13 protein-coding genes and 1 pseudogene are annotated in these 20927 nt (G+C 57.8%); 9 read left to right on the top strand and 5 right to left on the bottom strand.

The genetic code is table 11. The features are described from left to right. Window positions 1-7 precede the first annotated feature (7 nt). Entirely contained in the window at window positions 8-2209 is a 2202-nt protein-coding gene (locus TU82_RS17145; protein ID WP_057724477.1) for a hypothetical protein, read from the bottom strand. Window positions 2210-2305: 96 nt separating this feature from the next. Between TU82_RS17145 and TU82_RS17140 the strand changes: the two are divergent. After that, a pseudogene (locus tag TU82_RS17140) lies at window positions 2306-2802 on the top strand (IS3 family transposase); the annotation flags it as partial. A gap of 383 nt (window positions 2803-3185) precedes the next feature. Here the strand turns inward: TU82_RS17140 and TU82_RS17135 are convergent. After that, complete coding sequence (locus TU82_RS17135) at window positions 3186-3539, bottom strand: helix-turn-helix domain-containing protein (RefSeq protein ID WP_338110588.1); 354 nt, start codon at window positions 3537-3539, stop codon at window positions 3186-3188. A 13-nt stretch (window positions 3540-3552) separates the two neighbouring features. On the opposite strand from TU82_RS17135, the gene TU82_RS17130 reads away from it, so the two are divergent. The 3 genes from TU82_RS17130 to TU82_RS27985 all read left to right on the top strand — a co-directional run bounded on the left by TU82_RS17130 (window position 3553) and on the right by TU82_RS27985 (window position 5400). Further along, complete coding sequence (locus TU82_RS17130) at window positions 3553-4023, top strand: hypothetical protein (protein ID WP_057724516.1); 471 nt, start codon at window positions 3553-3555, stop codon at window positions 4021-4023. A gap of 208 nt (window positions 4024-4231) precedes the next feature. Next, window positions 4232-4588, top strand: coding sequence for an antitoxin Xre/MbcA/ParS toxin-binding domain-containing protein (locus tag TU82_RS17125; protein WP_162276153.1), 357 nt, complete (start codon window positions 4232-4234; stop codon window positions 4586-4588). Window positions 4589-4638: 50 nt separating this feature from the next. Then, a complete protein-coding gene (locus tag TU82_RS27985; protein WP_082632030.1) occupies window positions 4639-5400 on the top strand; it encodes an SIR2 family NAD-dependent protein deacylase in 762 nt (253 codons plus the stop codon). Window positions 5401-6021: 621 nt separating this feature from the next. On the opposite strand, the gene TU82_RS29220 is transcribed toward TU82_RS27985, so the two are convergent. Beyond that, window positions 6022-6384: an abortive infection family protein gene (locus TU82_RS29220; protein WP_231982726.1), complete on the bottom strand. Its 363-nt coding sequence runs from the start codon at window positions 6382-6384 to the stop codon at window positions 6022-6024. 1030 nt (window positions 6385-7414) lie between these two features. Beyond that, a complete protein-coding gene (gene glnA / locus TU82_RS17115) occupies window positions 7415-8821 on the bottom strand; it encodes a glutamate--ammonia ligase (protein WP_034117297.1) in 1407 nt (468 codons plus the stop codon). A 333-nt stretch (window positions 8822-9154) separates the two neighbouring features. Between glnA and thiI the strand changes: the two genes are divergently transcribed. Together thiI and typA are read left to right on the top strand one after the other, a co-directional pair. After that, window positions 9155-10609, top strand: a complete 1455-nt coding sequence (gene thiI, locus TU82_RS17110; protein WP_057724474.1) for a tRNA uracil 4-sulfurtransferase ThiI — start codon at window positions 9155-9157, stop codon at window positions 10607-10609. A 139-nt stretch (window positions 10610-10748) separates the two neighbouring features. Then, window positions 10749-12569 carry a translational GTPase TypA gene (gene typA / locus TU82_RS17105; protein WP_017478180.1) on the top strand — a complete coding sequence of 607 codons (1821 nt, stop codon included), beginning with the start codon at window positions 10749-10751 and terminating at the stop codon, window positions 12567-12569. A gap of 193 nt (window positions 12570-12762) precedes the next feature. On the opposite strand, the gene TU82_RS17100 is transcribed toward typA, so the two are convergent. Beyond that, complete coding sequence (locus TU82_RS17100; protein ID WP_057724473.1) at window positions 12763-13197, bottom strand: YkgJ family cysteine cluster protein; 435 nt, start codon at window positions 13195-13197, stop codon at window positions 12763-12765. Between the two features lie 228 nt (window positions 13198-13425). On the opposite strand from TU82_RS17100, the gene TU82_RS17095 reads away from it, so the two are divergent. From TU82_RS17095 to TU82_RS17085, 3 genes are all read left to right on the top strand, one after another. Beyond that, entirely contained in the window at window positions 13426-15876 is a 2451-nt protein-coding gene (locus tag TU82_RS17095) for a glycogen/starch/alpha-glucan phosphorylase (RefSeq protein ID WP_057724472.1), read from the top strand. 133 nt (window positions 15877-16009) lie between these two features. Beyond that, window positions 16010-19537, top strand: coding sequence for a DUF2339 domain-containing protein (locus tag TU82_RS17090; RefSeq protein ID WP_057724471.1), 3528 nt, complete (start codon window positions 16010-16012; stop codon window positions 19535-19537). Beyond that, entirely contained in the window at window positions 19537-20889 is a 1353-nt protein-coding gene (locus TU82_RS17085; RefSeq protein ID WP_057724515.1) for a DUF3999 domain-containing protein, read from the top strand. The genes TU82_RS17090 and TU82_RS17085 overlap by 1 nt, the downstream gene beginning before the upstream one ends. Window positions 20890-20927 lie beyond the last annotated feature (38 nt).

Genomic DNA, 20927 nt, shown 5'->3' with positions numbered 1-20927 from the left:
AGCCAGATTAATATCCTTGACTCCGCTTGGCGTGAAATTCTTTCAGCTCATTCCATGTCAACTTGAGGGCGATGTTTCGCGCAGAGGACTCATCGAGGACGTAGACCTCCACCTCAGGATCACTTATAGAAGACACGCACCGGAAGGGCTCTTCTAAACGGCCACTGCCCACCATTCCATCCTGACTGAAAATCACAGCTGGGCAATGGTCTCCACTTTCAAACAGTGCCTTTACCCCGCCTTTGAGCCACTCCCAATCTACCCTCGCCGGGAACGGAGGACGGGTTGTGTGAAGAACAACCGGGATGATTGAATCCACACCTTTCACTATGGTGCCAGAGAAGTCTGCCAAGAGTTCTTCATCACCGATGGCATCAATTGCTGCACTGACTGCACTTTCATCTTTTAGGTCAATGTTAAGGCCTAAATGCGGCTCTAGGAATGCTATTAACTGGAGGAAGCCTGAGGATTTAAACACCTGCCCCTGGCTACCCACCGCCCGTAATAGCACCCCTTTGAGAATGCTACGCACGATACAAACAGCTGCCCTAGGCTCATCTGGACTGAGGCGATCAATGGCTTGCTCACTCAGTAAGTTGAAGAGCAATGCATGACGGTAGCCAAGGTCGAAGCACGCCTGATGAAATGGATGCTGTTTACTGATTAGATCCGCTCTGACCCATTGGGCAAGCATTTCTGTGGACTCCAATCGCTTAGCCGGATCGTTGGACAGCATCGGCATTGGCGTAACGACTTCTTCAGCGATGACGTACATTTGCTTCATTTCAATCGCAAAGCGCAGCGCCTCCAACTGAGCCCACTCGACCATGGGCTCAATCCTCGCAGCATGCACTTTGTCCGGAACGGCGTTGAAGGCGGCGACGGCCAGATCCCCAAGCACACGGCCAGTTAAAAACGCATCGCTGCACTTGATCACACCTCTAGGGAATGGTGCTCCTAGCGAGAGGTTCGCTACTAACGTCATCGCAACTGCAGGATCAGTCCAATCTAGCTGATTGAGACCAACGAATGGCATGTAATTATTTCGAACGGCCGGGTTAGAAACAAATTCCCGAGCATGTTGCCCGAGAGCCCCCCAGAAATCGAACCTAGTCGGCACGACTCGATTTCGGTATTGACGAGTCTTCAACTGCCAATGGAAGTCTCCGCCAAATTCAGGATCGAAATGCTCTTTAAGCAGAGGAAATGCAGCCTTAGCAATGTCGTACACCGTCTGCGGTGTCTGGCCTAGAAGGTCATCCCTTCGATTGTGCAGGAAGGTCGCCGCCTCTGACTCCCTCTGCGGCAGTCCATGATCACGGCACCATGAATGCATTGCATACGGATCAATGGCAGTAAGGGTAATGCACCATCGACCACGGCCAAAACCATTGACATCACGCCAGAGCATCATAAAGCCATGCGAGCCTGCCCTATCCCCTTCTCGAGCAATTACGTCCATTGCGGTAAGCACTATCCTCGGAGGCAAGCGCTCATCGTCTTCATTTCCCTCAACGGAATCGATATCTCCTCGCTCGCTTTCGAGATCGTCAATCCCTTTGTAGGCAAGGTAAAGATCGATTGACGGAAGCGCTTCGACGGGTAGATTGGTACTGCCGGTCAGATGCCAAGCCTCTGGGAGGTGTGCTAGCAGACCAAACCCAGACACGTCGTTGGTCAACTTGAGTGCCAAATACTGCTTACCCGACCATGCGTTCATGCTGCCAACGGCATGCACGAGAAGCGTCGACCAATCAGCCGCGACTACCACGAAGCAAACGTCGAAGTTGCCCAAAAAAGGGAGCATATTCCGAAGCTCCTGCTCGTAGCCGGCAAGCTCTGTGACAGTCTGTCGCTCGGTTTCGCTGGCCCTTTTTACCTCAAACACCACGAGCGTCTTCGTCTCAGGGTTGAAACAAAGGATGTCTGGGCGCAGCACCTCCCCTGTGGTCAGTGAGATGCTGGTGTTGATCGAGATGATCTCCAGCAAGCCCAAACGATTCAGTACATGGTCTGCCGCCTCCGCTGAAGCACGTCGAGAGATGTAATCGATACCAAAGGATGGAAGGAAATACTCCTGGTCTACCGCGTCCGTTAAGGAGGTGATCGCCTCTTGCCCCTGGATCGACTCAAGCAGTTCCTCCTTCTCAATAAGCTGTTGCAGCCAGGACACTACTTCGGATTCTGGGGGAAGCTTGATCGTGGACATAATTCATCCTTGAGTTGATAGCAGACGATTGTAGTGGTCACCCAGTTTTTCTACAGGCAAATCGACCTAACCATGTGGCTTCCTTGAAGCCAGGTCAACCACATTACGGTCACCGACATCACCTACATTCGTACGTATGAAGGCTGGCTGTATTTGGCTGTGGTGCTGGATCTGTTTTCTCGTCAGCTCGTTGGCTGGTCAATGAAGTCGCAGATGACCAGTGATTTGGCCATTGACGCATTATTGATGGCGGTTTGGAGACGAAAACCAAAACAGGAGGGGATGTTTCACTCCGACCAAGGCAGCCAGTACAGCAGCTCCGATTGGCGCAGTTTTTTGAAGGCAAACAATTTCGTTGCCGGCATGAGTCGCCGAGGCAACTGTCATGACAACGCCGTGGCCGAAAGCTTTTTCCAACTTTTGAAACGGGAACGGACCAAGCGGAAAATCTACAACACGCGGGAAGATGCTCGTAGTGATGTGTTCGATTACATCGAAATGTTCTACAACGCAAAACGCCGGCATGGTTTTACAATCAGCTGCCGCCGGTGGAGTTTGAAAAGCGTTACGCAATGAGCTTGCAAGGTGTCTAGAAAACCCGGGGCGATTCACAGATACCCAGTCCCTTTGTCTGCTCTGGCAGATTTAGGGCCATTAGATCGACCCTCAAACGCAATCTCAGGCTATGAGTTCGTAAGGGTCTGTTTCTAATATAGTGGGAATCTAACCTTTGCAAGGGACCGATCAGGGCAAAGCGAAGTGGCACGGCGGATGGTCAAAGGAGCTCTCTGTTAGGATCGCACGGGAAACGCGCAGGATCTGGAGAGAGTGGGCCGAGGCCTCCTGACAAGGGTATCAGCAGGCCCCACCTGGTGTTCACGGAGAATGAGAGAGGGCATACCCGTGGAATACGCATAATTGAATACCCCCCCAGCTCTACGGACAATACCGAGAGCAGCCTCTTCGGTTTTAGCCTTCATCGTGTCGGCAGGCTATCAAGCTCGGATCTCAATCGTTCTAAAAGGCTCTCGCAATCCGCCGCCATGTCCTTGATGAGATACGCCTCTGCGAGCATCGTTATAGGATGGACGCCGAGGATTTCGGCTAGCTGATCAATCTTCTCAAGCGTGGGGCTTTTGAGGCCTCGTTCCAACGTGCTTAGGTACGTACGGCTACTGATTGAAGAAAAATCCTCCTGAGTCAGCTTCTTATGAGAGCGTAGGCGCTTCAGAGCAAGGCCAAATGACGCATTGAGTTCCAATTTATGTGTTCCCAAAAGGAACCATAAAGCCTTTTTGATCCCTATAGAGCTACAATCTATAGTGTTCATTTTGGAGGGGGCTATGTTTACTACCTATCGAAGCGCTGAGGTCCAGTTTTCCCACCTCGGCGATCAGCGACATGCGGGCACGCAGATTTGGCGATACGTTGAGCAAGAGCTTATTTACCCCTGGTTCTACGTCCAACTGGCGCAGCAGGGTGCAACCGGGATGGAAATCTCTATGCTCATGCTCCAGCACTCAAAAGACCTAGCCGAAATGGTAAAATGCAAAGCACCAAGTTGGCGGCTTGAGCAAGTACAGATCGTCACCCCGGCACACATGAATGGAACTGGCCGATGGTTGATGGAGCCTCTCGATAAAATTACCATTCATGAGTCGCCCAAACTCGGAGCTTTGTGCGAGTGCTTTCATGTCAGTAGCGGCAACTGCTACACAGTTGCCGGTTCAGCGGTGCTGAAAAACGCTTCCTTACTCCAAGTGATATTCGATGCAGAGATCGACTTGAAAAACAGCTCGCACCACCAGGACTGAACGCGATGGAGTGAGATCAGCCACGGGCAGAGAAGAGAAACTCTACACTTTTCTTTATTTGCTATAACTCGAAATCAGTAAGTCTCTAGTGAGGTGTTCAATGTGCGATCTAAAGGCTACGGCCTCGGCCGCCCCTCCATCGGACCGGAAGCCGACAGAGTATTTGACTAAGCACAAGCTCGAAAATCTGTGCGACGTGGACGTTGCCATGCTGGTCCTAAACGGTTTTTTGTTGCGGGAAGTACAGTCAATGCTGTCGAGCTCCAAGCTCTACACGTCCTTAAGTGTAATCGAGCAGATTGTAGGTAAGACCAAGGGCATGATTAGACGGCAACAGGCCAGTGTTCGGCTCGATGCTCACCAAAGCGCCCTCGCCTTCCAATTTGCTAAGGCGTTGGAATTTGCTACTGAAGTCTTCGGTGCACAGGCGCTTGCAGAAGACTGGCTGTGCCGGCCTTCAAGGTACTTTTCAGGCAACGCCCCCCTTCAACTCATCGAGAACTCCATTGGCTTTGCGGTCGTAGAACGTTACTTAGCTCAGATTCGCCATGGAATTTACGCTTGAGTGGCTCACCTGAACCCAAGTCTCCTTTAAACCCAACCGGGGCAGACTATATGTCGGACATGGAACGGGCAGCAGCTTGCATAAAGGCTGCGCGCAATATAGTTTTTTTTACCGGAGCTGGAATTTCCGCTGAGAGCGGCATCCCGACCTATCGAGATGAGCTCACGGGGCTCTGGCCCAAACAAGATTCGCAGCGGTTAGAGACTGCGAGTGCGTTTCGCGCAAGTCCTGCGATAGTGTGGGGGTTCTACCTCTGGCGCCGTAACCAAGCAAGTCTGGCCAAACCTAATGCTGCCCATGTCGCTATAGCTAGCCTGGCGACCTCGGCGCGTAATGTCACGATAGTCACGCAAAACATCGACGACCTTCATGAGCGTGCCGGGTCGACAGATGTCATACATTTACATGGAAGCCTAAGAACACCGAAATGTTTTGCGTGCGCTCGGCCAGCTGAACTAGACCCGAGGCTATTTGAGCTTGCTGAACACTCCATGGAGAAAGAACCTCCTCGATGTGTGCGCTGCAACGGTAGACTTCGACCGGGTGTTGTGTGGTTCGGGGAGGATCTTCCCGTCGGGATATGGAAGACTGCAATGGCAAAGGTTCGTAACTGCGACGTGCTCATTTCCGTAGGAACATCTGGCGTTATCACGCCAGCAGCCGACATTCCAGAAATAGCACTGTCTTCCGGTGCAATAGTAGTACACGTAAACATCGCTGATGTTTCACTGGGCGCAGATAAAGAGCTGATGTTGATTGGTAAGGCCAGCGAAGCGCTTCCTGCCCTATTACGCCCAAGCTATACGATCTGAAAGTTCAATTTATATAACTACCCATGACTATTTTTTATTAAAGCGCGAATATCTATTGAGAAAGCAGTATCATGGGTCAATCTACCGATTCAGGATTAGCTTGGATCGTAAGCGTCTGGCCAAGTCACCTACCGAACCCCGGCATTAAGGACGATGGGGTCTGCGTACTTTTAAGCGGACACTTGGGCCTACACCTAGCCAAAAACGCCACTTGCCATCATCATGAAAAGTTAAGCTTGTAATGACTCGCACCTCAAGTGAACCAACATCGATAAATGGTATTTATTCAAGCTCGGCCAATGGCAGTTGAGCCATTATGTACTCCTTACTTTTGTCAAAAACTAACTCAGCGGCATAAACTAATACGCCGACTCAGATGTTTCACACCGCCCACTTATGGCCCAGAGTGTGTAAAAACGCTTCGTCAAAAATGAGGTTCGCGCGTCTACGTTAAATCTGAAATTTATCGGCACATCAGTAGATGTAGACTTCACGCAAATGCGCGATTTCCAATCCGGTTTTGAATCCCGGTCGCGCTCGAAAACGTTTTTACACAGCCTCGGCCAAGAGCTGACGTTTTTGAATTATCGGTGCTAGGTTTTACCGAATTTTATCCGCCCCTTATTGAGTGATACCACACTCGTTCCCGCTCTTTGCCTCCCATGTGGCAAGCAGGAAAAGCGCAGTTGAGCCCGCCAGATTCACAGCCAGCTCTGCGTGCCGTGGGGCGGCCTTCACCCCGCCTTTTCCTTTTCCGTGAGCGTCGCTAAGACGATTCCGAAGCGCGCCTAAACCCTCTATAACTGCTGTACATCCTCCAAGGATTTGCTTGAATACAACTTCTTCATGTTGTGCCTTCGTCAGATTTAAAAGCGTAGCTGTTTGCTTGTAGAGCTTGTTCAGGTCAGGAGTCGTCTCATGGTCGCTCGTTCCGGCTTCGTCAAGAATGTGTTTGCATACCGATTCCAGGAGCGTACGAGCCATGGTGATAGCTCCCTCGGGATCAGTGGAGCGCCTTTCAAGCGCCTTTGCCCAAGCGATCCGAACGTGCTCAGCGTCAATGCGGTCCAGTGCCTCAGAGACAACGATATCTGAAGGGGCTCCCCACCCGATTCAGCGAAGTCAACGAGCGCCCTAAAATCATCCCAGATGAATTTCCTACGCTCGGCGTAGCTTGGGAATTTCGGTTGGATGAACCCCCAAAACTGATCCAAGTTCCTGTAACGACGCACCCACGCGGGGACCAGCGAGGCCACATGAGGGTCATCAAGAACGCTCTGCCGGTAAAGAGGGTAATCCCGCTCATCATCGTCGTTTCCTTTTCCGGTGGCACGATTGATGTAGATCGATTGCAAGCCTTCAACGTCATCAATGAGAGCCATAGCTTCCCTACTTTCGTCGCCTGTATAACAAACAGTTATACCAGCTCATGATTGCCTATGAACCTAGCGCGTAGCCGCATATCTGCGCTGGCACCTTAGGGAGCTAGGCGGTTTCGCGCAATCTCGAATCCACTAATCAACATATCGCTGAGTGACTGCATTTGGCCGTTTTTACCGATCAAGGCCACCCAGTTTGCTGGTCAAATTCGATGCAAACGAATGGTCAAGTCCATGCAATTACACAGCAGCGAAGTGAGCGCCAATCTGTTGCTGACTGCTGGGTGGACCTTGCTGCTTGTGGTTGATAGACATGAAGGCGAGCAGCAATGGCCGCTGTATCTGTTCGGATGGCAGAACGAAGGTGCCCAGGGAGATAACCTTCAAGGGCGTGGAAGAAGGGCCGGATCCCTTCTGAGCACATTGAGGATTTAAGAACTACTGATATCGAAAAATGAAAACTCCCAGCGGCTGGTGCCGGCTGGGAGCAGTATTGCTAATAGTAGATGTACCATAACCAAGACGCAGCCAGAGGCTACGTACTCAGATACTCACAGTGAATTAGTATAGCGATTCGCTGTATGTACCTTGTGGAGGTCTTTTCGCATCACGCCACCTTAAGCAGCGCTACCGGATCAGCAGCTGTAGTACAGCTCGTATTCCAGTGGGTGTACGAAGGTGCGGACCTTGATTTCTTCTTCGCTTTTGAGCTCGATGTAGGCATCGATGAAGTCGTCGCTGAATACGCCGCCCTTGGTCAGGAACGCACGGCCCTTGTCCAGTTCTTCCAGGGCTTCTTTCAGGCTGCCGCACACTTGTGGGATCTCTTTGGCCTCTTCAGGCGGCAGGTCGTACAAGTTTTTGTCGGCGGCGTCGCCAGGGTGGATCTTGTTCTGGATACCGTCCAGGCCAGCCATGACCAGGGCAGCGAAGGCCAGGTACGGGTTGGCTGCCGGGTCCGGGAAGCGCGCTTCGATACGGCGGGCGCGTGGGCTGGACACGTACGGAATACGGATCGAGGCGGAACGGTTGCGGGCCGAGTAGGCCAGCATCACCGGCGCTTCGAAGCCTGGGACCAGACGCTTGTAGGAGTTGGTCGACGGGTTGGTAAAGCCGTTCAGGGCCTTGCCGTGTTTGATGATACCTCCGATGAAGTACAGGGCGGTGTCGGACAGGCCGGCATAACCTTCGCCGGCGAAGGTGTTCTTGCCTTCTTTGGCGATGGACAGGTGAACGTGCATCCCCGAACCGTTATCGCCGTACAGCGGCTTGGGCATGAAGGTAGCGGTACGGCCGTAGGCATCCGCCACGTTGTGTACGCAGTACTTCAGGGTCTGGACTTCGTCAGCCTTGGCAACCAGGGTGTTGAACTTCACACCGATTTCGTTCTGGCCGGCAGTGGCCACTTCGTGGTGGTGAACTTCGATGACCAGGCCCATCTCTTCCATGGCGTTGCACATGGAGGTACGGATTTCGTGGTCGTGGTCGAACGGCGGAACCGGGAAGTAGCCACCCTTGATGCCTGGGCGGTGGCCTTTGTTGCCGCCTTCGATGTCCTGGTCGGACATCCACGAACCCTGTTCGGAGAAGATCTTGAACATGGAGCCGGAGATGTCGGATTTGAACTTGACCGAGTCAAAGATGAAGAATTCCGGCTCCGGGCCTACGAATACGGTGTCGCCGATACCGGTCGACTTCAGGTATTCCTCGGCACGCTTGGCGATCGCACGTGGGTCGCGGTCGTAGCCTTGCATGGTCGAAGGCTCGATCACGTCGCAGACGATGATCAGGGTTGGGTCTTCGGTGAACGGGTCGAGGACGGCAGTGCTGTCGTCCGGCATCAGGATCATGTCGGAGGCTTCGATGCCTTTCCAGCCGGCGATGGAGGAACCGTCGAACATCTTGCCTTCTTCGAAGAAAGCATCATCCAGCGCGTCGCGAGCCGGCATGGTCACGTGGTGCTGAGTACCTTTGGTGTCCGTGAAGCGCAGATCAATCCATTTAACGTCATGATCTTTGATGAGTTGAACCGACTTCGACATGGTGTCCTCCGGGTGGCTTCGGGCTTGGTAGTGGAGTTAGCCCTTAGAATTTGGGTGATGCCGGCGCGGATACTCCGCCAAGGCAACCTGCCTCACAAGAGAGCAAATTGCATGCCAGTGCGCCAACATGGCCTTTCTGCTTCAAAATGGCCCCTATAACGGTGCAAACGGCCGATGGGCGACAAATAGCGCACCGCAATGTAGCGCTATTTGGTGAAAATGACCCGTTTTGGTGCGCAGCACATGTGATGCATATTAACTGGTTAAACCTTGAGCGATTTCCGCTATAATCCGCGCCCCCCTTTTTCAGCAGGCCCGGCGCGCGCTGTTTCCATGAAATTAATCGTTAAAGTCTTCCCCGAAATCACCATCAAGAGCCGACCGGTACGGATGCGTTTCATCCGTCAGTTGGCCAAGAACATCCGTGCCGTGCTCCGCGATCTGGACCCGGCTGTGGTGGTGAATGGCGTGTGGGACAATCTCGAGCTGGAAACCCGCCTGACCGACGCCAAAGCCTTGAAGGACATGACCGAGCGCCTGAGCTGCATGCCGGGCATCGCGCATTTCCTGCAGGTAGATGAGTACGCGCTGGGCGACTTCGACGACATCACCGAAAAATGCAAATTGCACTTCGGCGACAGCCTGGAAGGCAAGATTTTTTCGGTGCGTTGCAAGCGCGCCGGCAAGCATCCGTTCAGCTCCATGGATGTGGAGAAATACGTCGGCAGCAAGCTGCGTCGCGAATGCGGCGCCGCCGGAATTTCCCTGAAAGCACCGCAAATTGAAGTGCGCATGGAAATTCGCGACCAACGGTTGTTTGTGATCCACAGCCAGCACGACAGCATCGGCGGCTACCCGCTGGGCGCCCTGGAACAGACCCTGGTGTTGATGTCCGGCGGTTTCGATTCCACGGTCGCGGCCTACCAGATCATGCGGCGCGGCCTGATGAGCCACTTCTGCTTCTTTAACCTGGGCGGGCGTGCACACGAACTGGGCGTGATGGAAGTGGCGCACTTTATCTGGAAGAAGTACGGCAGCTCCCAACGCGTGCTATTTGTAAGCGTGCCGTTCGAAGAAGTATTGGGCGAAATTCTCGGCAAAGTCGATAACAGTCATATGGGTGTGGTTTTGAAGCGTATGATGTTGCGCGCCGCGTCCCGGATCGCCGATCAGTTGCAGATCGATGCGCTGGTAACCGGTGAAGCGATCTCCCAGGTGTCCAGCCAGACGCTGCCGAACCTGTCGCTGATCGACTGCGTGACCGAAAAACTGGTGCTGCGCCCACTGATCGCCAGCCACAAACAGGACATCATCGACCTGGCAGAAGAAATCGGCACCGCCGACTTTGCCAAGCACATGCCTGAATATTGCGGGGTCATCTCGGTGAACCCCAAGACCCACGCCAAGCGCAACCGCGTGGAGTACGAAGAACAACAGTTCGACATGGCGATTCTGGAGCGTGCGCTCGAGAACGCCAAACTGGTCCCGATCGATCGCGTCATCGACGAGCTGGGCCAGGATGTGCAGATCGAAGAAGTCAGTGAAGCCCTGGCCGGCCAGATCATCATCGACATCCGTCATCCGGATGCCGCTGAAGACGAGCCGCTGGAGATTGCTGGCATCGACGTACAAACGCTGCCGTTCTATGCATTGAACGCGCGTTTCAAGGAACTGGATGACAGCCGTCAGTACCTGCTGTATTGCGACAAAGGCGTGATGAGTCGCCTGCATGCCCACCATTTGCTCAGTGAGGGACATGCCAATGTGCGCGTTTATCGACCGAGCTAAGAGCCCGGGGCTGTTTGCCTGTGGCCTGCGTCACCGGCCCCCCGACTCTGCCGTCAAGCTGTAACGGCAAGGCCTGACTCTACTGTAAATCGCTGCCACGACCTGTCAGCACACCGAATCCTCTGATCGAGATACACAAGTGATCGAAAATCTACGTAACATCGCCATCATTGCTCACGTTGACCATGGTAAAACCACCCTGGTAGACAAACTCCTGCGTCAATCCGGCACCCTGGAGCGCAACGAGCTCAACGATGAGCGCGTGATGGACTCCAACGACCAGGAAAAAGAGCGCGGTATTACCATCCTGGCAAAAAACACCGCTATCAACTGGAACGGCTACCACATCAACATCGTGGACACCCCGGGCCACGCCGACTTCGGCGGCGAAGTAGAACGCGTAATGTCGATGGTTGACTCCGTTCTGCTGCTGGTTGACGCTCAAGACGGCCCTATGCCGCAAACCCGTTTCGTGACCAAGAAGGCTTTCGAAGCCGGCCTGCGTCCGATCGTGTGCATCAACAAGGTTGACCGTCCAGGCGCGCGTCCGGACTGGGTTCTGGACCAGATCTTCGACCTGTTCGACAACCTCGGCGCTACCGAAGAGCAGCTTGATTTCCAGGTGATCTACGCCTCGGCCCTGAACGGCATTGCCGGTCTGGAACACACCGCCATGGCCGAAGACATGACCCCGCTGTACCAGGCGATCGTTGACCACGTTCCACCTCCGAAGGTTGACCGTGAAGGCCCGTTCCAGATGCAAATCTCGGCACTGGACTACAACAGCTTCCTGGGTGTGATCGGTGTTGGCCGTATTGCCCGTGGCAGCGTCAAGCCGAACACCCCGGTTGTCGCCATCGGCGCCGACGGCAAGAAGCGCAACGGTCGTATCCTGAAGCTGATGGGTCACCACGGCCTGCACCGCATCGACGTTGAAGAAGCCTTCGCCGGCGACATCGTGTGCGTGAGCGGTATGGACTCGCTGTTCATCTCCGACACCCTGTGCCAGCCGGACACCGTCGAGGCGATGAAGCCTCTGACCGTTGACGAGCCAACCGTTTCCATGACCTTCCAGGTGAACGACTCGCCGTTCTGCGGTAAGGAAGGCAAGTTCGTGACCTCCCGTAACATCAAGGAGCGTCTGGACAAAGAGCTGCTGTACAACGTTGCTCTGCGCGTTGAAGAAGGCGACTCGGCCGACAAGTTCAAGGTCTCCGGCCGTGGTGAGCTGCACCTCTCGGTACTGATCGAAACCATGCGTCGCGAAGGCTTCGAAATGGGTGTTGGTCGTCCGGAAGTGATCATCCGTCAGGTTGACGGCGTGAAGCAGGAACCGTTCGAAAACGTCACTATCGACACCCCTGAAGAATCCCAGGGCAAGGTCATGGAAGAGATGGGCCTGCGTAAGGGCGACCTGACCAACATGGTGCCGGATGGCAAAGGCCGTGTACGTCTGGAATACAACATCCCTGCGCGTGGTCTGATCGGTTTCCGTAACCAGTTCCTGACCCTGACCAACGGTGCTGGCATCCTGACCTCGATCTTCGATCGCTACGACACCATGAAGTCCGGCGACATGTCCGGTCGTCAGAACGGTGTTCTGGTATCGGTAGAAACCGGCAAGGCGCTGACCTACTCCCTGGAAACCCTCCAGGCGCGTGGCAAGCTGTTCGTTGAACACGGTCAAGAGATCTACAACGGTCAGATCGTTGGTCTGAACAGCCGTGACAACGACATGGGCGTCAACCCAACCAAAGGCAAGAAGCTCGACAACATGCGTGCTTCGGGCAAAGACGAAACCATCGCTCTGGTTCCACCTGTTCGCTTCACCCTGGAACAGGCCCTGGAATTCATCCAGGACGACGAACTGTGCGAAGTCACGCCTAAGTCGATCCGCCTGCGTAAGAAGATCCTGGACGAAGGCGAGCGTACCCGCGCTGCCAAGAAAGCCAAGAACTGAGTTAACTCAGGCTGAATGAAAAACGCCCCCGGTCGAAAGGCCGGGGGCGTTTTTTTATGCCTGCTGTTTGTGTGGTGGCTGTGCCGGCCCTATCGGGGGCAAGCCCCCTCCCACACTTGAATGTGTTCACAGATCAAAATGTGGGAGGGGGCTTGCCCCCGATGAGGCCCTCAAGAGCGCCACAAAGCCCAGGTCAGAATTTATCCAGGGTCTTGAAGCTGGTCTCGCGCACCACTTCCTTGGGCTTGTACGCGCAATACCCCGGCCGTGGCCCGATCTTGGGGTGATTGCGGCAGGTGTCCGGGCGCTTGTCATAAATAGTGCAAAAGCGCGTCTTACGATCCAGGTACAGGCAATCATTGTTGCTCATGCGCTGCAGGGTAAAAATCTCGGATTTGTTGTTGTAGCGCTCGACGATGCCTTCCTTCTGCAAGCGCTTGGCGATGTTCTTCGGCGGGTCGCCGCGCTCGAACTCGTCAACGATGCCAATGCGGATCAGGTCCTTGATCTTCACTTCGACCGGCAGCGTGCAGCAGCTGGACACGCAGCCGCCGCACATGTGGGCGGAATATTTCTGCCAGGTCTCGAGACGGTCGAGTTCCGCGGCGGCGATCAATTGAGGCTTCATCAGGGTTCCAAAAGGTGGGGCTGTATCCGGGCGCGCGATCATACCGGGATTGGTGATTTTTTGAACAATATTTTCAAGATTTCATCTTTGCTGGAGATCGGGCACGACCCCTGCATCTAATCCTTCCAACAGTGAATGAGTTAAAAAACTGACGAACCAGCGCCTACGCCGTGTGTCAGAGCGTCTAGGCTCTAGCAACTCCTTCTATCTCGCCCGAGGTCGCATTTGATGTCTCAGGAACCACTTGCACGAGAAGCAGAGGTAGCCGCGTTCCGCGATGCCGTCTTGACCAAACTCACCTATGCGGTGGGCAAGGACCCGGATCACGCCTTCGACCATGACTGGTTCGAAGCCATTGCCCTGGCCGCCCGCGACCAGATGGTCGACCACTGGATGGACCATACGCGGCGCATCTACCGCAAAGGCCAGAAGCGGGTCTATTACCTCTCGCTGGAATTTCTGATCGGCCGCTTGCTCTACGACAGCCTGAGCAACCTCGGCGTGCTGGAGATCGCTCGCGAAGCCCTGTCCGAGTTGGGCGTGGACCTTGAGCGCATCCGCCTGCTCGAACCCGACGCGGCGCTTGGCAACGGTGGCCTGGGCCGCCTGGCGGCGTGCTTCATGGAGAGTATGTCGACCCTGGGCATTGCCGGTCACGGGTATGGCATTCGTTACGAGCACGGCTTGTTCCGCCAGGCGATTGTCGATGGCTGGCAGCAGGAACAGACCGAGCGCTGGCTGGATTTCGGCAACCCCTGGGAGTTCGAGCGCGCCGAAGTGATCTACCCGATCGGTTTCGGCGGCAGCGTGGAAACCCTGGCGGACGCGTCCGGCAAGATGATTCAAGTGTGGTCGCCCAGCGAAACCGTACGCGCGGTGGCCTACGACACCCCGGTGGTCGGCTGGCGCGGCGCCAGCGTCAACACGTTGCGCCTGTGGCGTGCCCGCGCGGTGGAAGACCTGCACCTGGAGCGCTTCAACGCCGGTGACCACTTGGGCGCCGTGGCCGAGGTGGCCCGCGCCGAAAGTATCTCCCGCGTGCTTTACCCCGCAGACAGCACCGAAGCGGGGCAGGAGCTGCGCCTGCGCCAGGAATACTTCTTCGTCTCCGCCTCGTTGCAGGACTTGCTGCGCCGCCACAAGAACATGCACGGCTCGGTGCTGAGCCTGGGCGAACACGCGGCGATCCAGCTCAACGACACCCACCCGTCCATCGCCGTGGCCGAATTGATGCGCCAGTTGGTCGACCTGCACGACATCCCCTGGGAAGCCGCGTGGGACGTTACCGTCGAAACGCTTTCCTACACCAACCACACCTTGCTGCCTGAGGCGTTGGAAACCTGGCCTGTCGGCCTGATGGAACGCATGCTGCCCCGGCACATGCAGATCATCTACCTGATCAACGCCCAGCACATCGACTCGCTGCGCGCCAAGGGCGTGCATGACTTCGACGTGCTGCGCGCGGTGTCATTGATCGAAGAAGACAACGGCCGCCGCGTGCGCATGGGCAACCTGGCGTTCCTCGGTTCCCACAGTGTCAACGGCGTGTCCGGCCTGCATACCCAACTGATGCGCAGCACGGTGTTTTCCGAACTGCACAAGCTCTACCCGGAACGCATCAACAACAAAACCAACGGCATCACCTTCCGCCGCTGGCTGTACCAGGCCAACCCCCAGCTCACCAATATGTTGGTGGACGCGCTGGGCCCGGACATTCTCGACACCATGGAAACCCGCCTGGGCGAGCTGGAAACCTTCGCCGAGAAACAGACCTTCCGCAAAGCCTTCGCCGATCAGCGCCTGCACAGCAAGCGCGCGCTGGCCGAGATCATCCATGAGCGCCTGGGCATTTCGGTGAACCCGGCGGCCATGTTCGACGTGCAGGTCAAGCGTATCCACGAGTACAAGCGCCAGTTGCTCAACCTGCTGCACACCGTGGCGCTGTATCAGGCGATCCGCGCCGAGCCGGAAGTCGATTGGGTGCCGCGGGTGAAGATTTTCGCCGGCAAGGCGGCGGCGAGTTATCACCAGGCCAAGCTGATCATCAAGCTGACCAACGACATCGCCCGTACCGTCAACAACGACCCGACCGTGCGCGGTTTGCTCAAGGTGGTGTTCCTGCCCAACTACAACGTCAGCCTGGCCGAAAGCATCATTCCGGCGGCGGACTTGTCGGAGCAGATTTCCACTGCCGGTTTCGAAGCGTCGGGTACCAGCAACATGAAGTTCGGCCTCAACGGCGCGCTGACCATCGGCACCATGGACGGCGCCAACGTGGAAATGCACGAGCGCGTGGGTGCCGAGCACATGTTCATCTTCGGCCTCAGTGCCCAGCAGGTGGAAGCCCGCAAGCATGCCGGCGAGTTCAATGCCGGGCCGGATATTGCGGCGTCCCATCGGTTGAACGATGTGCTGCAAGCGATCCGTGGCGGGGTGTTCTCGCCGGATGATCCGGGTCGCTATGTAGGCTTGGTCGACGGGCTGATCGACTACGACCGCTTCCTGGTGTGTGCCGACTTCGATTCGTACTGGGACGCCCAGGCCAAGGTCGAAGCGCATTGGCATGATTCCAAGGCCTGGTGGCGCTCGGCGGTGTTGAATACGGCACGGATGGGCTGGTTCAGCTCGGACCGTACCATCCGCGAATACGCCACCGAGATCTGGAAAGCCCTCGACTAGACCTACTGTAGGAGCGAGCTTGCTCGCGAAAAGCGCCAACGATAACGCGTGCTTTCTGGTTTAACGCGGTATCTTTGCGTTCTTCGCGAGCAAGCTCGCTCCTACAGCCCGGGCTGCTCAGGGAATATCGACCATGCAATGGATTTTCATGCTGCTGGGCCTGGTGCTCGGTTGGACGCTCGACGAGTCGTTCAGCGATGCGGGTATCGGTGCGCTGTTGGGGCTCGGCATCGGCCAGGCAATCCGCCTGGCCAAGCTGTCGGCCCAGGCGGATCAGCAAGCGCTTGCGTTGGAAACCACCCAGAAGGCCCTGATCGCGCTGGGCGAGCGTCTGCGACAGCTGGAAGTACCTGCGCCATCGAGCAGTGTCGTTGTCGAAACACCCACCCCTGAACTTACCCCTGAACCCGCACCTTTCACCGAGACGCCTGAACTCGTCTGGGAGCTGCCCGCCGCATTGGCGCCCGTCGTGATGGTCGCCGAACCGAGCCAGCCGTTACCGGACGACGTCTGGACGCCTGCTCCAACCCCCCGCCCACCGCAAGAACCTGCCATCCCTCGCGGCCCCAACCTGATCGAACGTGCCATCAGCGGCGCGCGCAATTGGCTGTTCGGCGGCAACACGGTGCTGCGCGTCGGTGTGGTGCTGTTGTTCCTCGGCCTGGCCTTCCTGCTGCGCTACGCCACCGAAGGCATGGTGGTGCCGATCGAGGTGCGTTACGCCGGCGTAGCCGCAGCCGCCCTCGGCCTGCTGGGCCTGGGCTGGTGGCTGCGGCTGCGCAACAGCAACTACGGTTTGATGCTGCAAGGCACCGGCATTGCGGTGTTGTACCTGACGGTGTTCGCCGCGATGCGCTTGCATCCGCTGATCGATCCGAGCGCGGCCCTGGGCCTGCTGGTGGCGGTCACGGTGTTTTCGGCAATCCTGGCGGTTACCCAGGACGCGCTGGGGTTGGCTTGCGCGGCGGCGTTGGGCGGTTTTGCCGCGCCGATACTTACGTCCACCGGCGCCGGCAACCATGTGGCGCTGTTCAGTTATTTCGCCCTGCTCAACACCGGTATCCTCGCCATCGCCTGGTTCAAGGCCTGGCGTTTGCTCAACCTGATCGGTTTTGTCGGCACGTTCGGCATCGGCTTCGCGTGGGGCATGCGTTCCTACACGCCGGAACTGCTGTGGAGTACCGAGCCGTTCCTGATCCTGTTCTTCCTGATGTACCTGGCGATCGGCCTGTTGTTCGCCCGGCGCAAGCTGCTGGAAATGGGCGATGCCCCCGAAGGGCGTGATGCGTTGCTGCGTTGGTCGGCAGCCAAAGGTGATTACGTCGACGGCAGTATGTTGTTTGGCCCGCCGCTGGTGGGCTTTGGCTTGCAGTTTGCGCTGGTGCAGCACCTGGAGTTCGCCGCCGCGTTCAGTGCGCTGGGCCTGGGCATTATCTACATGGGCCTGGCGCGGTTGCTGAGCGGCGGGCGTGCCTTGCTGCTGGCGGAAACCTGCCTGGCCCTGGGCGTGATCTTTGCCAGCCTGGCGATTCCCCTGGGCCTCGATGCGCGCTGGACCGCTGCGGCGTGGGCGGTGGAAGGCGCCGGGATCTTCTGGCTGGGCCTGCGTCAACAGCGGCCACTGGCGCGGGCCTTCGGCTTGTTGCTGCAAGTGGGCTCGGCGCTGGCGTTCCTCAGCGAGCTACGCCTCGGCGAGCACACCTTGCTCGATGGCGCCCCATTGGGTGCGCTGATGCTGGGCGCGGCGTTGCTGTTCAGCTTTGATCAGTTGCGCAAAGCGTCCCCTGAACAGGCGACGGCGTCGGAACGCAAAGGCCTGCCGGTATTGGCGAGCCTTGGCTTGAGCTTTTTATACCTGCTTGCCCCCATGCTGCTCGATACCCAGGGCACGGCGGTCAGTTGGGCGCTCGCGGGCCTGGCGACGCTGTTCGTTGGCCTGCGCATCGGTTCGCGTACGTTCCTGTTCACGGCGTTTGGCGTGCAGTTGCTCGGCGGTGCGTTGTTCCTGCTGCGCCTGCAAGGCGGCGACGGGACGGCGGTGTTCAATGCGGGCTGGAGTGGCTTGCTCACGGCCTCGATGATCGGGCTGGCCTTGATCGGCGGCATGCTGATGGCGGCGCGCGATGACCAGGTGCGCGGCGATGTGCGCCTGTTGCGCGGCTTGTCGGTGGTGCTGCTTGCGGGCCTCGTCCTGATCAATCTCGCCGTGCTGTTCGTGCTGCCTTGGCAAAGCGCCAGCGGTGTGTGGGCGGCCAGCGGTTTGTTGATCATCTGGCTGAGCCTGTACCTGCAGCAGCGCGTCAGCTTTGTGTTCGGCTTGCTGCTGCAACTGATTGGCGGCTGCTCGTTCCTGCTGGCGATGCCGGAGTTGTTCGGGCCGTTGACCGGTGAAGGATTGCGCCCGTTGGCCCACAGTGGTTTCTGGACGCCGATGGTGCTGGGCCTGGCCGCATTGGTCGGTGCCTGGCGCTTGCAGCGTGAACCCCATGCGCCCGTGTTTGCCGTGTCGAAGCTGCAACGCCTGTCCGACCTGCTGCTGGTGTGGGGCGCGGCCTGGTGGACGATGGCGTTGGCCGGCGAAGTGCTGCGCTTCGTTCCCGGCGAACTGCACGGCGCATTCCTGCTCGGCATCGCCGCCGCCAGTGTGGCGATCTGGACGCTGTTGGCGGCACGCCTGCGTTGGGCGTCGCTGGGCATGCTTTGCACCATGCTGATGCCGGCGGCGGGCTTGGTACTGCTGGTCTCGGCGCACACCTATTACCACCCGGCGGCGCAGTACGGCTGGCTGGCGTGGCCGGCCGTGTTCGTGGTGCATTTTGTTTCGCTGCGGCGCTTGGCAACGGTGGTGCCGGGCAGGGTGCTTGGCATCGCCCATGTGCTGGGCTGTTGGCTGCTGATCGGCTTGCTGGCGCTGGAATTGCGCTACGGGCTGCTGCGTTTTTCGGCCGAATACAACGCCTGGCGCTGGTTGGGCTGGGCAATCCTGCCAAGTCTCTACCTGGTACTGGCCGCCGCGCCGCGCAACTGGCCGTGGCCGGTGTCGGCCTATCCGCGCGAGTATCGAGTGGTCGCGGCACTGCCATTGGCCGTGCTGATGCTCGGTTGGTTCTGGCTGGCGAACAGCTTCAGCGACGGCACGGCCGACCCGTTGCCCTATGTGCCGTTGTTAAACCCGCTGGACCTGGGCCTGTTGTTCGCGTTGCTGGGAGTGTACGTGTGGTCGCGCAGCGTGGCGCCGCAACGCGGGCCGCGGGCCGAGTTGCTTGCTCAAGGCGTGGCGGGGCTTTCACTGTTTGCGTTCTTCACCGCACTGGTAATGCGCACCGCGCACCATTGGGGCGGCGTGCCGTTTGCGCTGGACGCGTTGCTCGAATCGATGCTGGTGCAGGCCGGCCTATCGATCATATGGACCTTGATCGCCCTGGGCCTGATGATCGGCGGCCACCTGCGCCATCGTCGCGAGGTGTGGTTGATCGGCGCGGCGCTGATTGCGGTGGTGGTGGCCAAGTTGTTCTTTGTCGAACTGAGCAATCGTGGCGGCCTGGCGCGGATCGTGTCGTTTATTGGCGTCGGCGGCTTGTTGTTGGTGGTGGGTTATTTCGCGCCGCTGCCGCCCAAGCGTGCCGAACCTGTGCTGGAAACTGAAGGAGCAGCCTCTTGATCGGTAAGTTGAGCGTGGCCCTGTTGGGCTTTTGTGCGGCGTGGTCGGCGTGGGCCCAGGAACGCCCGGCGGATTTCGCCAGCCAGGTGCCACTGAGCATCAGCGGCAACGGCCCGTGGTATCGCCTGGAATTGCCGTTGGACGTGCAATTGAATGCGCGTCAGGCCGACCTGAGCGATGTGCGTGTTTTCAACGCGGCCGGGGAACCCCAGGCGTATGCGTTGTCGCGCCAGTCGTCCCAGCGCACCGAAAGCCGCAATGTCACGGACGTGAAGTGGTTCCCGCTGTACGCCGCCGACACCCGGCAGGCCTTGCCCGGCGTGGTGATGAAAACCACCCGCGAAGGCACCCTGGTGGAAATCAAGCCGGGCACGGCGGCGAAAACCGGCAAGCAGGTCCTGCGCGGTTGGGTGCTGGACGCCAGCGCGATCAAGGCGCCCTTGCAGCAACTGAGCCTGGACTGGAGCGGCGAGCAAGATGGCTTTCAGCGTTTCAGCATTGAAGCCAGCGACGACTTGCAGCACTGGCAGTCCTGGGGCGATGGGCAAGTGGCGCGCTTGTCGTTTGCCGACGAGCGGGTCGAGCAGCATGACGTCAGCCTGCCGGGGCAATCGGCGCGGTACCTGCGTCTGGTGTGGCAAGGCCAGGCCGCGCCGCTGCTGACCTCCGCCAAACTGGCAAGCGCCACCAGCAGCAGCCTGCCGGCGCCGCTGGTGTGGTCGCAGCCATTGGCTGGCACGCGACTCAAGGCCGGCGAATACAGCTGGCAGTTGCCCATGGGGCTGGATATGGAGCGCGTGCGTATCGAACTGAAGCAACCCAACACGCTGGCGCCGGTGACGCTGTCGGGACGCAGTGATGTCAAGCAAGCGTGGCAGCCCTTGAGCAATGGGTTGTTGTTCCGCCTGTCCCAGAACGGCCAGGACCGGGTGCAGGATGAGTTGCAGTTGCCGGGCCAGGCCGTCAGCCAACTCAGGGTGCAGGTGGACGAGCGCGGCGGTGGCCTGGGCGCGCAAGCGCCGGCCTTGCGTTTCGCGGTACGCACAACCCAGTTGGTGTTCCTGGCGCGGGGAGAGCCGCCGTTCAGCCTGGCATTGGGAAATGCCTCGGTGAAGGCCGCCAACCTGCCGCTGTCGACGCTGATCCCGGACTACAGCGCCGAGCGCCTCAAGGCGCTGGGGCAGGCCAGCATTGCGGGGGCGGTCGCCGTCACATCGCCTGCGGTTGTGGCGGCTGTCGAGAGCGGGCCGAACTGGAAAAAACTCGGCCTGTGGGCCGTATTATTGCTGGGCGTGGCCGCGCTGGGCGCCATGGCCTACAGTTTGCTGCGCAAGCCGCCGGCGGCAGGTTAAATAAAGTCCATGAACTCTATTGGGTTTAAATCCTCTGA

Source organism: Pseudomonas orientalis (assembly GCF_001439815.1).
Classification (GTDB): domain Bacteria; phylum Pseudomonadota; class Gammaproteobacteria; order Pseudomonadales; family Pseudomonadaceae; genus Aquipseudomonas; species Aquipseudomonas orientalis.
Note: the sequence above shows the minus strand (reverse complement) of the source record. Positions and strands in the feature narration are given on the sequence as shown.